Origin of the sequence: Taibaiella lutea, assembly GCF_008629695.1 — a bacterium.
Classification (GTDB): Bacteria; Bacteroidota; Bacteroidia; order Chitinophagales; family Chitinophagaceae; genus Taibaiella; species Taibaiella lutea.
In genome coordinates, this window is sequence record NZ_VWSH01000003.1 from 590,830 (window position 1) to 606,024 (window position 15,195).

Here is a 15,195-nt window from a genome sequence, read left to right on the forward strand (position 1 = left end):
TTTTTAGTTTTTGCCGAGATAAAATCGCATACTTGTTTTCATTGTGTGAAAAACGCACACAGCCTCAGTTTGATGGCGCGAAAATAAGCAGAAATGTTGAATGCTCCCGATTCATCGTGTCAGAGCCCTCTTAAGGATGTTATACACTCTTTATTGGCTTTGCATGAAAGCTATTTTCAAATGAAGCATTCAGCATCATTTACCGGAAGCTCTTCATTAATATTGCTTCTAAACCAGGCTACCTATTGCGGTATAGGTAGCCTTATATTAAAAACAGTATCGCCTTAATGGTTTATTGCAGCCTGCTCCTCTCCGTTTTTATCTCCGGCAATTCTGCTATCACGGGTATTTTTCTGAACGGCGATGGCAGCAAAAATGCTGAGTATAAACGACATAGCGTAAAAACCTTTTTCGCTCAGGGTAAGATTGGCATTCCATAATCCTACTGTCATTAATACAAGACAGAGAATAGTAGCAAACCAGGCAAGGCCATAATAAAGATTGGTAACCGGAATACCTTCCAACTGATCGCGTACTGCTTTTTGTACTGAAATAGCAGCGAATAATCCGAACATGAGCACCGTGAAATAATAACCCTTTTCATTCAGCAACATGTTGGCGTTCCATAAGCCAATATTATAAGCGCATACACCAATAAAGAGCGTGGCCCATGATGCTCCTATGAAGGCAGCAGACGGTTTTTGAAATTGCTTTGATTCCATATTTTTTATTTTGTTGAAACAAAGCTACATTGCCCTAAGGCTGTATTATTTGATATTGATCAAAAAGAGTTTCCGTTTTGCGCATGTTGTTTCCTAACCCGGCTCAGCGTTTCCTGCGTAATACCCAGATAGGAAGATATATAACCTAAAGGGACGCGGTTGAGCATCTGCGGCGATTTCTCCATAAGGTCGGCATACAATTCATTGGCTGTCTTAAATTGCAGATTGACATAGCGCTCTTCAAGTTGCATGTAGTATCTCTCGTAAATAATACGCACCATGCGCTCCACCTCATGGAATTCATCAAAAAGATGGGTGATATCTTTCTTTGATATCGCCCACAAACAACTGTCTTCCATAAACTGAATATGTTCCAGGGCTGGCTTTTCAGTGGTATAGCTGTGAAAAGAGGTAACAAAAGTATTTTCAAAACCAAACCAGTTTGTTATTTCGCGTTCATTGAGATGATAAAAGCCGCGTAAAGCTCCTTCCTCCAAAAAATACAAATGGCTGCATACTCTTCCTTTCTTTATCAGGTAGTCATTTTTCGAAAAAGTTACTTCCTGCAGGCGGTCTGTTAATGCCGCAATGGCTTCGTTACTCAATGGATAATAATTCCTGAGATGCTGAATCAGTTGTTCCATAATGCTGCTGCAATATAAGGAAGGGGAATTATTTTGCCGATAGATATAATTATATTCATCGGTATTTCTGTTTATTGAAATTTTTATTGCGGAGCAAACAGGAACCTCAATGTTACTCCGGCCCTTGTCGTGGTTATAGGGTAAGAGGAAGAAAGAGCAGGAATACTTTGCCTCCGGTCATAGAAGAACCTCAATTGCAGGTTATCGTTCACTATATAATCTACTGTCGGAGAAATAGAAATCACTTTTTGTCCTCTGGTCGGAATAATGGTGTTCTGAGCCAGATAACTATTCGTGGTTAAATCGTTTCTATACCCGACGGAGAAGTTAATGTTCAAATCATTCTTAAGTTTACGGACGCCAAACACAGCAAATGGCAATACAAGTCCTTTAACCCTTGCCCCGCCACCAACTATCAGTTCAGAAGACTTGGTTTCGCTCACCTGATAATCAATCAGGCTAAGACTTACCATTCTTTGTTTATTATAGGAAATTCTCAGGTTGAGTCCGTTTTTAAATGCTGCATCAAAACCCAATAATGGCCCCAGGTTTTCCGTAATGGTAACGTTCGGTACCTGGAAGAATGGTACAAAATTATTGGATGTCGAATCGATGAACGAGGGGAATCCTACTCCTAATAAATCCTGATAATAGAACGAGCTTAAGAAACTGTTCATCGACAATGTTCCTATATAGCTATGGTTTATCGTGAAATTAGTCAGGTATTCACTAAAGAAAGGAAGCTTGGTCAATCCATTATAAGTTAATTTCCAGTTTGGTAACGGGAAATAAGATCCGAAAGGATTACTGCGGAGATCTGAATTGTCATTCTTCATCAACGGAATAGTGCTTGCATCACCGCCTGTATAAGCAGCAAGGAAAGCCGGAATCAAAACATCCTGCGAATATTTGGTATAACCTTTGCTGTAATTAGGATCGTTAGGATCAGGAGCCCCGGCAGTATATGGATTTATATTACCTAATCTCTTTGAAACAGTCGGACCGTTATTCAAAAATTCCAGATAAGTAGATGACAATTCATTGGCATTACTTGACCTGAACATCGTTCCAAGTCCGATATAAGTAATGCTATAAGTACCCATGCTGTAAGGGCTGTAATGTTCATAATCGTTTACAGCTGGATCACTATTGTATTTATATGTTTCAGAATAGTTTTTACTGAATGTTTTATTCCAGGTAAGATCAACCCTTAAATTAGGTATAGGCTCCAGCGTCGCAGCAATATTATAATTCTGCGAATACGTTTGCTGTATCTGCCCATTGAACAATGAATCTCTTGATATACGCTGCAACTGCGCCTGTCTCTCAAACCAAAGCCTGTCAGGTTGCCCGCCAAATGCAAAGTCATACCAACCATCGCTTGATCTTGAATTAACACCAAGGAATTGCGTACTGTCCATAAATCCGGGAAGAATCGTTCCCCCCGTTTCAGCATAACTGAAGGTTACACGTTTCAGCATGGTTACCAATCTTCCTCCAAAGCGTACTCCGTCGGAAATATATGGTACTGTTGCCCTACGCTTTGCACGCCATGCTTTCAATTCTTTTTTGAAAGCAATTTTATTAGCATGTTTAAGGCTATGATAAATGGAATCCAGCTGTCTGGAGGCCATAGTATCTGCACCCGGAATCCTGCTTTTATCCACCTCTTTCCTTTTGGGTCGGGGTGGTAATTTATTTTGTTCCCGTCTTCTTTCCTCTTCTTCCTTGCGTTGTCTTCTTTGTTCTTTAGGGCTTAAAGGAGGTGCGTCTTCGCTGCTTCCGTCCTGATTCGATTTTATGTTACCACCACCCCCTGCAATATCCAGACCGCCTTTACTTACCGATTTGCTCGATTTGTCACCTGCATTAAATGCACCACCGGACTTTTTCAGTGGTTCAGGCGGAGCATTGATCGCCTTCAGGAACCTGTTTTTATTATAAAGCTGCGTGAAATTAAGCTCTCCGTTTATCTGTTTGTTTTGCGTATTTGCAATGGTATTACCCTGGCTGTAAGCAAGTAAAGAAGCTGCGGTATAGCTATAGGTTGAACCATAACTTGCCGTTGCCCTGGTCCAGTCAAGGAAAGGAATCTTTGTTGTTGGCAAAGTATAAGTTGCACTTAAGGATTGGGTAAAGAAAGTATTCCTGCCGAAATGCGATAAGTTACGAAGCAAAGTATCACGCTTTTCTTTTGAATCGATTTTACCATAAGGCTCATCAATACGCGATTGATTATTAGCCGTGTAATTCAACGACAACGATTTGGCTAACTCCCAGCGAAGATTGTAATCTCTGCTCCATGTGAAATTTTTGTAGAAAGTAGAAGGAATGGCATACGGCCCTCCGTCAATATTTCTCACTTGTGTTTCGTCAACCACTCTGTGCAAATCGGAGCGGAAAGAGAAACTCGAAGGCAGAAGATTAAAATTAAAATCTTTAATAGGTTGATACCATTTAGATTTCGACTTAATTATTTTCTTAAAAGGTTCTATGAATTTGGTTTTGATAGAATAATTATATCCTAATCCCAGGCGTTGCTCCACCAACTCATCTTTTTCCAATAAAGGACTACGCTTAAATGCACGGTTATAGGAATAACTACCATCAAAATTTCTCAGGCTCCATGGCATAATGGTTGCAGGCTGCTTTTCAGGATTACCTAAATAACGAATGTTAGCGAGATTAAAGCTCGTTACAGATGTAAAATCTTGCCCTGCTTTCCTGATAGAATCACGTTGTGCCGCGCTTTGCGCCCCATCCATCTTATCTGTAAAAAGTACATCCTTATCATAAGGATCATACTTAGGGTTACTTACAGTTCTGGAATAGCCTGCAAATACCGGCAATTGAAGGCCGAACGTCCGGGGCATTAGCTTTCCAAAATTCAGGTTTGTATTAGCATCATAAGCATAGTAATTATCACGGAAACGCTGATCCACCTTCTGATCAATATTTCCGTAACCATCCGTATGCATATTGGCTCCCACATGCACACTTCCTAAATCAGCCAGTTGAATATCGGCCTGACCCGATGCTGCATAGGCCGGAGATTCATCCGGATCTACCAATCTTAATTCATCAAACCAGACTTCAGTGCATTTACGCATTCCATCATCAGTCGGCGTTTGTAATGTTTTCTTCGGATTGGAAACACCCAACATAATATCTTTTACTTCTCCGAAATTCGGATGGCCGACCACTACTAATGTATTACCTGCAGCATCTGTTGCTGTGTAGGGTAAATAAGAAGGATAATTCTGTCCGTCTCTCTGAAGTTTCAGATTGGTAAGCGTTGCCATCTCCAAATCAAAATTATTGGCTGCAGGCCATACAAGCTCAGGTGTTGTAGATAAGGGATTGGTAACCGTAAGCGGAATACGGTATTCATAATAGTTGCTGATAAAATCACTACCGATTCTGATAATAGCCTGCAAATCACCATCTCTTAAAGGTGACTGGTTTGGCTGAGATTCGGCATGAATAAACATACGCAATCTTTTATATTGACGCATGTCTAACGTCATTTCTTTAAAGACAGCCCTTGTGTCTCCATCTTTCAGGCCGCAAACCTGCAGCGAAAGCGATTGTTCATCCTGTGCAAGGCTTTGACCTGTATTGGCAGGAGCCAATTGTCTGGCTACTCCCGGAGGCAAAACATAAGGAATCGGACTTCGTTGCGAGTTCTGTTCCAGACTTACAGCCGTTAATGCGAAAGACGTGGTATTCAAGTCTTCCTGAGGAATATTCTCGCCGGGCGACATCAGAGAATATTTATACTGGCGCCAATAATTTCTGTCCAGTTGCAACTGGGCAAAACGAACAATCGTCGTATCGTTAAATCCGTTCAGGAACAAACGCACGAATCTGATGGAGCGGAAATCGCTGATGCCGCCGACTGTCTTTTCATATTCGGAAATAGGTATTTTAAACTGATACCAGGTTTCGTCCTGAATACGGCCGTTATCCAACTTGACAGAAGATACTTTTTTATCAACTATAAAATTACTTCCGACACTCATCCGGGGATCGGTAGATGGAGCCAGGTGAACTTTATATTGATAATAAGCCTCTGTTTCGTTAAGCGCATTATCCCTGTTAATATCTTCTGATTCAGGAATGGTGGAACCTGAAGTTGTGTACTGTGTATTAAGATCCGTTACAGGTGAATTACCATGCGGATTATTAAAATTGATATAACGTTGGAAAGCCAGGCCCTGACCGGTCAGCGAATCATAATCCGTGCCCCTGAAATGATGGAAATCATCCGAAGCTGGGTCATCATTCAATTTTTGCATAGCAGCTGCTGTAATGCCCGGAATATTGGACATTGCTGTAAGGAAAGCTCCGAATTTCTTTTTTTCTTCCGTATTATCCAGTTCATCATATCCCACATCCTGAATACCACGAACAGCAGGATCATTATCGAATGAGCGGGTAACCTGCTGTTGCAACCGAGGCACGTAACCCCATTGCGTTTCATCAAGTTTTGAGAAATCTTTGGGTGAAGGAATACCATTCTCAAAGGAAATCCTTGAATCTTTCAATACATCTTCCGAAACATTACCCAGGTTAATGTATAAATCACCACTGTTGCTATTTTTGTATATAAAAGGATCCAGCATCCAGAAAGTGATATATTCCACATTCTGTGCTTCAAAGTCACTGGAGTTGTTATCTAACGAGCGTTGAATACCACCCCATTTTGTAATCGGGTTTGTAAAGTTGCCATTGATGTCAAATTCTCCCGGACTCGAATTGAAGTTATACGGCCCGCGGGTTTTAGGATAATATCCAATGTCAAAAGTCTGCAACCCGCCCTGACCTGCAACATAAGTCTTCTGAGGAAATACATCTTTCTGCTGAACCAGTCTCCAATAATCCTGATATCCGGTATCCGCTTTAATATTGGTCGGGGCACTGCTTTTATCAATAAGTGTAGGCTCTAAAGTGTACCAGGCAATCTTCGCCCTGTTATTATTGCTCGTCAGATCCGTATTATGACTTGACTCCGGAAACATGGAGGGCGTACTTGACAAAGTCCAGCTTGAATAAGGAAAGCGTAAATCAATAGAGCTGTTCGCGCCTTCAAAATTATCGATGGATACAGAACCTTCCGGATCAAGATAGTCGATAAAACGCTGGTGTCCAGGGAAAATACCTGCGACTTCACCTCTTAATGAAATTAAAGACGGCGCAGAAGTACTGTATATCGGTAATAAATCTAATTTCTTAGTCAGCCATGGAAATTCACTCTGATAGTTTGCATCAAGACCCATCACGGTATTCTTTATCGGGTCTTCACCATAATTTACAATCTGGGTAAAAGGCCTTTCTGTAAGGCGCATGATAGTTCCGCCCAAAGTCAGCTTATCATTGGCATAATAGTCGAATCGCGTACCCCAGAAATTCTGTTGTACCAAACCAAAGGTTGCGTTGTCCTCGTAAGAAATACTGATTGGAATACCCGAAGCCAATATACCCTGGTTCAATATTTTTACGGAACCATTACTGTAATCAACCTGATAATCTACGTTTTCAGAAAGGCGTTGCCCTCCGGCAGTTACCGTTACCGAACCTTGCGGAATATTATAACCGCCTAAATTCACCTGAGAGCCGCCGGCGGCTCCTTTATAATTTCCTTCCAGTACAAACCTGTTGTTTTGCTGGAACTGGCGGGCAATGGTTTTTGTAGAATCGTATAATATCTGATACAGGTATCTGCGTTCAAGAATATCATCGCCACCCAATGCAGGCTTCAGGTCTTTACCAAAAGGTTGCAGGGTAGGGAAAATGATTTTACCATATTGTGAATTGACTGTAATATTTTCAACATAGTCAAACACTCCGTCAGGCGAAGGATCCCGTTGGGCATTCAGCCTGTCAAGATTCATTAAGGTAAGCAAAGGCACCCCTTCTTTAGGGCCTTCCGGCAAATATCTTTTTTCTCCGCCACCCGGATCCTGATACATGACGTTCATCCTGAATCCATCCTGTGTAATGTTTCCGCCACCAATAGAATAGATGTTTTTCATCATCAAATTCCAGATAGGTAATCTTGGTAATGCAGAAACACTTTTCAGCATTTTCAGGTACAGCACTTTGCCGCTGGAAGAATCGGGTGAAACTAATTCGGGAAGATCACCAACTGTATAAATTTGCCCGTTTACGGTATATTGATAGGCCACACCGATGATATCATCGGCATTTACTTGCGTATTCAACGAAATGTAACCTAATTGCGGCTGAAAGGAATATTCCGAGCTATTCAACTTACGCATGGTTGCAACCGTATAATCCCTTCCCTGTGTGGAATCAAGACCGATGGAAACCAATGCTGCTCTGGTTTGTGGGCCCTGTTGCCTTAATGCCGGATTTTGATCGAGTAAAGTCCACAACCGGTTAACCTTATTGTCCGGATACCCTCTCGGATTGGAAGCAGGATCAGCCAAAGAGGCCTGGTAGGGCGTTTTCTCACCAAGATCAGTGAAGTTAATTGTATTTCTGACATTGGTTGTAGCGCCTGTCCTGTTGGTAACCCAAACGTCCACGCGGGTAATAACTATCTGTGAATTGATTACCGGATAATTTAAAAGGGCATTATCATAAGTATTATAGAAATATTGACCTAACAGGAAGTTACGGTTTTCTTCATAATCATCTGCCTTTATATTAAATGTCTGCGTTTGAGCGCCTCCCTGCAGATTAATGGTTTTACGCTGCGACTTTTGTTGGGAAAGTACGCCGGTCACAAATAATTTTCCGAATTGCAATTGGGTTTTCAAACCGAATAATGCAAGCGGGCCGGTAAGCAAATTGCTTTTCAAGGGAAAGCTTACTGTTCCTGCTTCTATCTTTTTTATGATATCATCTTCTTTACCTGTGTATTCCAGTTTCTGAAGATTTTGTTCGCCGAAAGAAGGTTGTGTGTTATTACTGATATTCAGTTTGAGCTTGTCACCTATTTGTGCCAGCAGGTTTACATTCATCTGCATGTCAAAATCGAAGATACCATACTTCTGCGCCCTTTGGGTCAGGTTGGGATTCTTCATATTTTGCCAGTTACCACCAAAAGTCAGATCGAGGTTACCCTGTGGTTTTACACTGATTTTATTGGATCCGAAAAGGCGGTCAAAAACACCATCTCTGGTCATTTCAGGCAATACCGGCTTTTGGTTGAACATACTCAACGCTTCCAGTCTTTGCTTCCAGTAGCCGGTTTCATCTTCCTGAGACTTCAGTTTCATGTACTCATCAGGCGTAAGATAGGTCGGGTTTTTTATGTCTTTTCCGCCAACGCGTTCATGCAAAATATATTTGTCTTCATCCGGATCGTACTCTATCGTTTTTTCAACATTTGCAGGATCCTGCAGATTGATAGCAGGCTGATTAGATGTAGAAGGTTCTATTTGTTCATTTTGCTCAATAGGAAAATGTAATTCCGGAGTATCCGTTGGGGGAGGTGGCGGTGGCGGATCAAAATAAGGATCATAGAAACCACGGGCAGTAAATACCTGAGCCAATGTTATTATGGTAATAACAAAGGCCAGAAGTTTATAGCCAAAATGTGTATGCTGCTTATTTGCCAATGCTCTCTTCTAAAATTCTCTTATTTGATATAAAAATGCCATTATAAAAGGCAAAAATAAAGGTATTCATCTCTAATGAAATCGATATGTATTTCAGCTAAGAGATTAGTACCTTATAAATTTTTCAAGGCTGTCTTAATTAAATCCTCAACGCTACCGACACCGGTTCCTGTAAGAGCATTTGCTTTTTTAATCGCAGATTCTGCCATTGCTTTGCTGATACCAAGACCTAACAATGCATTTAACGCGTCAGATTCCATAGTATTGTGTGGCAAGTTATTAAATTCTGGGCTAACAGCATCGGGCAACTTACCTTTTAATTCAAGAATAATGCGTTGGGCTGTCTTTCCTCCCACACCTTTCACTTTTTCCAATGCCTTACTATCTCCATTTGCCACAATCCTGCTGAGGTCCTGAGATGTTAAAGAAGACAGGATAAGCCTTGATGTTCCTGAACCGACGCCTGATATGGAAAGTAATTTTCTGAATGTTTCGCGCTCTGCTTCTGTGGCAAAACCATACAGCACCCAGCCATCTTCTCTTACCTGCAAGTGCGTATAGAGCAGACAGCTTTCCTTACCTGAAATAAGTTCATAAGTATTTAATGTGATTTGTATATCGTAACCGACACCGGCGACATCCAGATATGTGTGAGTGGGTGTAAGACCAACCAATTTTCCTTCTAAGTAACCAAACATATTTTTAATGGCCAACAGAACCCGAATGATTCTGTATTTATAATAATGGTTTATTTTTCGAACAAAGCAAATATATAAATTAAAAAAACGCTGTATGAATCTTACAGCGTTTTTTTAATTACATTCTATATGGTCAGGAGTAGTAATCTCCTTGTGAATTATTAATAAGTACTCCACCAAGGGCTGTTTCTTTTTTTGATTTTCCAATAAAACATAATGGAAACCGTAGAATACATATCCTTGTTATCAGGATTACCACGCAAACTGCCTGCTTTATTTTTATTACCTGCAATTATTTCGCTGGAACGGTCAGACATTTTATTTGAAAGATCTGCTTTTCCCGGATTGCCAAGGAATGCAACTTGTTGATCCAAAGGATCTATGTAAGCGCCGCTTACATCATCAAGGTAGTCGGTAAATGTGTAACGTAATTGATATTCCAACCCAAGTCCCAATCCTTTACCTACATCAAATTTGAATCCGATACCGCCAATACCTGCATAAGAAAACAGGCTGTAACTCTTAGGGAATGTTTTACCGGGTGCATTGAAACCTTCGCCTTCTGTACGCAATGGTTGCAAATCAACCGTTTTACTAACACCCGTTTCCAGATCTTTTACTGTACCGCGTGGATTGAAGAAGAACCCGCCGAAGCCAACTAAAATATATGGCTGGAAGCGCATTTTGCTCAATTTACCAAACTCCCAGTTACTAAGTCTTAAAGGAGAAATCTCTACAAGGAAGTTACTTTCCCAGATATTGGTTTTTACATCCAGATTACGAACATATCGTTGGTAATAATCATCTGAAATATAAGTTGCCTTTAATGCTTTTTCAGTATTCCACTCATCTGTTGCATATAACGAACCGTAGTTGACTCCCAAACGAAATGAAATGCCCGGAATATAAGTATATCTTACAAACATGCCGCCCATGAAGCGCATGCTTTTGAAGATATCCTTAGTATAAACATTATTGTTGTAATGGTCAATAACTCCCTTGGTACCTACATCTCCCCATAAATCTGCCTGACCAATGTTGAAGCCAATTGAAAAACCTCTTTGCTCAATATAAGGAATGTCAGGATTGCCCCAGTCATAATGATGTGAGTTTCTCCATTGGTTTTTCTCGTATCTGTTATCTTGCGCACTCGCTTGAATAGCAGTCAGGGTAGTAATACCCGCTGTCATCAAACCGGCAATAAAAATACTTTGTAATGATTTCCGCATGATGGAACAAAAATTTGAGCGATGAAAATAAAAAAAAACTTATTCCCTTGTATGCTTTTTCTCGTTTTTATTTTGTTTTAACTGAAAAATATTTGCTGAGGACGGATTAATCTGCCTCAACAACTATGGACCCAAGTCATACAATACCGGAGCAAGATAAAAAGATTAATTAAAAATTGCAATTTTTTTGCGACGCCGATGGTTACATTTTTTATATACGCTTTCTTTTATCTGAAATATTGCATCCTGCAATCGGGATATTTTTCTACAAAAGTCCTTCGATTAATCGTATTACTTCATCTGTCTGGCTTGGCCTTGGCGTTTTATTGACAACAAATTTTCCGTTTTTATCAATAAGAAAATAAGAAGGGACGCTTTGAACTTCGTAAAGCCTTGCTATTTCTCCTCCCCAGCCCGGTGTTCTGGTATGCATACCTGCAATATTCAGATTATTAATACCGTTTTTCCAGGCATCTTCTTTTTCGTCAATAGATACATACAGGAAAACCACATTTTCGTTGTCTTTAAAATGCTCTTTTACTCGTTTTGCGAACGGCATTTCTCCTTTACAGGGGCCGCACCAGCTTGCCCAAAAATCCATATAAACCACTTTGCCTTTTAAATCAGAAAGTTTCATTTCTTTTCCTTCCAGCGTTTTAAAAGAAAAATCGGCAGCGGGCTCGCCCGGATAAAATTTCTTTATTTCTTTCAATACATTTTCAAGCTCCGCATTATAACCACTTTTTGGAAAATGCGTTTTAAAACCGGCAGCATAAGTTTCAAAAGTTTGTAAGGGCCATGTTTTTGATTCTGTTGCAATGATTCTTCCTGCTGCAAAAGAGGCTGTTCCCGAAGGCATATTTTTATATACCAGTTTTAAGACACTGTCTGTTTGCTGTAATGCTTTGCTTCTCTCTTCTGTGCCGTCAGGGTTCCTGATTACCTGATTGCTGAATCCTTCCGCACTCAATTTATTACCGTAAAAAGTCTGCACATAGGTCTGATAAAAAGGAATGCTCAATAACTTATCATCGAATTTTGCAGGAACCTGACGTATAATATCAAATAACGGTTTGGGAATGTTCTGCAGTTCTGTTGGCTGGTGTAATATCATCTGATGCGTAAGCGGATAATTAAGCATGGCATCATAAACAGAATATTCTAAAAAGGAATGCCAGAAATCAGTAAAGTCTTTTGGAAACTTATTCTTTTTAGACATCCATGCAATATCATAAATAGCCTGTTCTTTTTGTTTAAGCGAGTCAATACCTTGCTTATAATCGGAAGGCTCTCTTTGTCCCATCTGCTGCAAGCTACCGTAGTAAGCCATAATGCCGCCTCTGCTTTTAACGGCAGCAGCAAAGTAATTGGGAATTTCCATTCCTCTTCCTGTAAAATGAGCTGTAGTATCGAAATGTGCGCCATCGGCAGTCAGCATTAAACTACTTCCTTCTTCGGCAAAGAAATCAAGTCTTATATTGTTGTGTACCAATATCAGCCAGTTATATTGCTCTGTTACAGGTATGGTGATTTTAAATGCCCCGCTTGAATCCAATATCAGTTTTTCCTGTTTATTTTCAGGAACGATCCTGGTATTGCTGGCATTTACGGCAATAATATTATCTGATGCGGGATTCGTTATTTTACCCGAAATCGTAATGCTCTTTTGACAGAAGGCAGCACCTGCAGTTATAAGACATAACAGCAATGCTGCTATTGATTTAGTCATTTTATAAGTTTTAAAAATTCTTTTTCAAACTTACGAACATTTTTAAGGCAAAATTAAAAAGCCGGAAATTAAACCTTCCAGAACGCATACAAACACGTTGGTGATAAGTATAAAAACTATGAAACAGAACCGGCTGTCTTAAAATCTAAGACAACCGGTTCTGTTTTAATCTTTGTATTAAATAACTCGTATTACTTTGTTTGCGCGCCCTCAATCAATTGCATCAATTCATCCAATTTAGGAGCAAGGATGATTTCTGTTCTGCGATTTTTGGTACGGCCTTCAGGCGTTGCATTGTCAGCTACAGGTTCGTATTGGCTACGGCCGCTTGCTGTGATGCGCACGGGGTCAACATTATAAGTTGATGTAAGTAAGCGCACAATAGCGGTTGAACGGGCTACACTCAATGCCCAGTTGTCTTCAAATTTTATTTTGATGGGAATGGAATCGGTATGCCCTTCAATATTTACATTGATATCCCTGTTTTCATTTAAAGCCTGTGCCACTTTTTCCAGTGCCATTTTACCATCGCTGTTTACTACAGCGCTGCCCGAAGGGAATAATAATTTTTCGGAAAGGCTTACATATACTTTACCGTTTTTTGTGAACACAGATAACTGATCGGAAGAGAAATTACCTAAAGCCTGTGCCATCTTCTGGCGAAGCGCTTCTGTTTGTGCCGATTGCTTGTCAATCATGGATTGCAGCTGCTGCAACCTTGCCTGCTGATCGGCAAGCGCCTGCGCTTTTGCATCGATTTCTTTCTGGTTTTCGCTAATGGTTTTATCTTTTTGGTCAAGCTGGTCTGCGGCAGATGCATTGGCATCTTCCATTAGCTGCAACCTGCTTTTGGTATTAGCCAGATCGTCGTTCAATTCATTGATTTTAGTTCTGGCATCGCGTAATGAAGATTGTGATTCATTGAACTTTTTGTTGGAAACACAGGAACTTAGCAATATTGCAGAAAAAGCAAAGCCGGTTATTTTCATTAAAGTGGTATTCATATTCATAAATTGATTGATTTTCAAAGAGATTATAAAATTAAGGTAAGCAAAAGAAACAGCCGAATAAATTAATTAAGCCTGAAACAAATATCTTTACTGCAAAAATTGTCTGCTTCTTTTATGATTCCTGGTTTTAAAAATGATTTATCTGTACGAATTACGGTTTTCCTTCTTTTTGTCAGCCTGCTTATCGGGTCTATGTACTATTATAAAGAACGGATGATGTTTTGCGATGCCGCACATATTTTTTTTGATGTAGTCAATAATCATCATTTTCAACTTTCTGCCGTTGGCAGAATAGGGTCATTCATTACTCAAATTTTCCCTCTAACAGCAAGTCTTTTTCATCTGCCATTTGAAACAGTACTTTTGCTCTACTCTATTAGCTTTAACTTATTTTATCTGACAGTCGCGACTATACTGCTGTTTAAGTTTAAGAACACAAAACTGGCCGTTTTGTTTGCATTGTATTTTGTCTTGTTTGTTTCCGATACTTATTTCTGGACCAATAACGAAATTCATCAGGCTATGGGCTGGTGTTTTTTACTGTTCGGTATCATTCAGAATTACAAACAACACCCAAAGCATCCTTTATTTCATTTTACAATTGTATTAATACTTGCTTTTCTCAGCTTATTTACGCATCCATTAATGCTTTTCATTTTTCCGTTTCTGTGGCTGTTTACTGTTCAGGAAAAAGACCTGAATCCCTACAATAAAAGGCAAATACTCTTTTTAAGTCTTGCTTTTGTTATCATTTTAGGGTTAAAATATTACAGTATGAGCAATAGCGGATACGATGCAGGTAAGATTCATAGTGCAACTCATTTTTCTTTTTTGGATTTATGGCATGCATTCAGTTCTCCTATGTCAAAAGCTATATCAGAAAAATTAATCAAAGATTATTTTTTCGTACCTGTTCTGTTTGGCTTAGGTTTGATTGCCGCTGTTCTTAAAAATAAGTACAAACAAATTGCTTTGGTCCTCCTTTTTGCTGTTCCTTATTACCTTGCGGTATGCCTTACCTACAGCGACTTTCTTACTTTTTATATAGAAAGTGAATGGATGCCTTTTTCTATAATTACGGGTATTCTTTTCGTTTATTATTTTGTTCCGATGATTGATGTCAAATGGATAGCAGTTTCGTTACTTGTTGTATTTGCCGTGCGCATTAATTTCATTGTCTGTTCTGCAAAAAAATTTGAAGCCCGCAATAACTGGATATTTGCCACAGTAGGAAAGATGAAGCAAGAAGGAATTATGAAAGGGTATATTTATATGAATGATTCGATTCAACAAATGTTACTCATAAATTGGGGTGGCCCTGTTGAAAGTATGATAGCATCCAGATTAATGGGGGAAAGCCCTCAAAGAACTTTTATCGTAGATACCAAAGAAGTGATTGATCAAAGGTTAATTCCGGCAAAAGATACTTTAATAGGCCCATTTGCGGGAATTAGTTATAAAAATTTAAACGCTCATTATTTTATCATGGATACAGTTCAGCAATACCAACAGGTAAAGTAATTCAATATTGAAAATCGAATCTTGGTGTTCCTCTTTTAAAATTTTACTTTTAT

The 15,195-nt window shown here is 39.6% G+C and carries 8 protein-coding genes; 1 reads left to right on the forward strand and 7 read right to left on the reverse strand.

All coding sequences use genetic code 11. The annotated features are described in order from the left end of the window. Positions 1 to 284 precede the first annotated feature (284 nt). The 7 genes from yiaA to F0919_RS13795 all read right to left on the reverse strand — a co-directional run bounded on the left by yiaA (position 285) and on the right by F0919_RS13795 (position 13,621). Positions 285 to 722: an inner membrane protein YiaA gene (gene yiaA / locus F0919_RS13765; protein WP_150033347.1), complete on the reverse strand. Its 438-nt coding sequence runs from the start codon at positions 720 to 722 to the stop codon at positions 285 to 287. A 59-nt stretch (positions 723 to 781) separates the two neighbouring features. Beyond that, positions 782 to 1,366 carry a Crp/Fnr family transcriptional regulator gene (locus tag F0919_RS13770; RefSeq protein WP_150033348.1) on the reverse strand — a complete coding sequence of 195 codons (585 nt, stop codon included), beginning with the start codon at positions 1,364 to 1,366 and terminating at the stop codon, positions 782 to 784. 83 nt (positions 1,367 to 1,449) lie between these two features. Continuing rightward, on the reverse strand, positions 1,450 to 8,955 hold the full coding sequence (sov, locus tag F0919_RS13775) for a T9SS outer membrane translocon Sov/SprA (protein ID WP_150033349.1): 7,506 nt from the start codon (positions 8,953 to 8,955) through the stop codon (positions 1,450 to 1,452). Between the two features lie 113 nt (positions 8,956 to 9,068). Next, positions 9,069 to 9,653, reverse strand: a complete 585-nt coding sequence (gene ruvA, locus F0919_RS13780; RefSeq protein WP_150033350.1) for a Holliday junction branch migration protein RuvA — start codon at positions 9,651 to 9,653, stop codon at positions 9,069 to 9,071. A gap of 161 nt (positions 9,654 to 9,814) precedes the next feature. Continuing rightward, positions 9,815 to 10,882 carry a hypothetical protein gene (locus F0919_RS13785; RefSeq protein WP_150033351.1) on the reverse strand — a complete coding sequence of 356 codons (1,068 nt, stop codon included), beginning with the start codon at positions 10,880 to 10,882 and terminating at the stop codon, positions 9,815 to 9,817. 265 nt (positions 10,883 to 11,147) lie between these two features. Further along, positions 11,148 to 12,611 carry a TlpA family protein disulfide reductase gene (locus F0919_RS13790; protein WP_150033352.1) on the reverse strand — a complete coding sequence of 488 codons (1,464 nt, stop codon included), beginning with the start codon at positions 12,609 to 12,611 and terminating at the stop codon, positions 11,148 to 11,150. Between the two features lie 191 nt (positions 12,612 to 12,802). Next, positions 12,803 to 13,621 carry an OmpA family protein gene (locus tag F0919_RS13795; RefSeq protein WP_150033353.1) on the reverse strand — a complete coding sequence of 273 codons (819 nt, stop codon included), beginning with the start codon at positions 13,619 to 13,621 and terminating at the stop codon, positions 12,803 to 12,805. A 114-nt stretch (positions 13,622 to 13,735) separates the two neighbouring features. Here F0919_RS13795 and F0919_RS13800 point away from each other — a divergent pair, with 114 nt between their 5' ends. Continuing rightward, positions 13,736 to 15,142: a hypothetical protein gene (locus F0919_RS13800; RefSeq protein WP_150033354.1), complete on the forward strand. Its 1,407-nt coding sequence runs from the start codon at positions 13,736 to 13,738 to the stop codon at positions 15,140 to 15,142. The last annotated feature ends 53 nt before the right edge of the window (positions 15,143 to 15,195 follow it).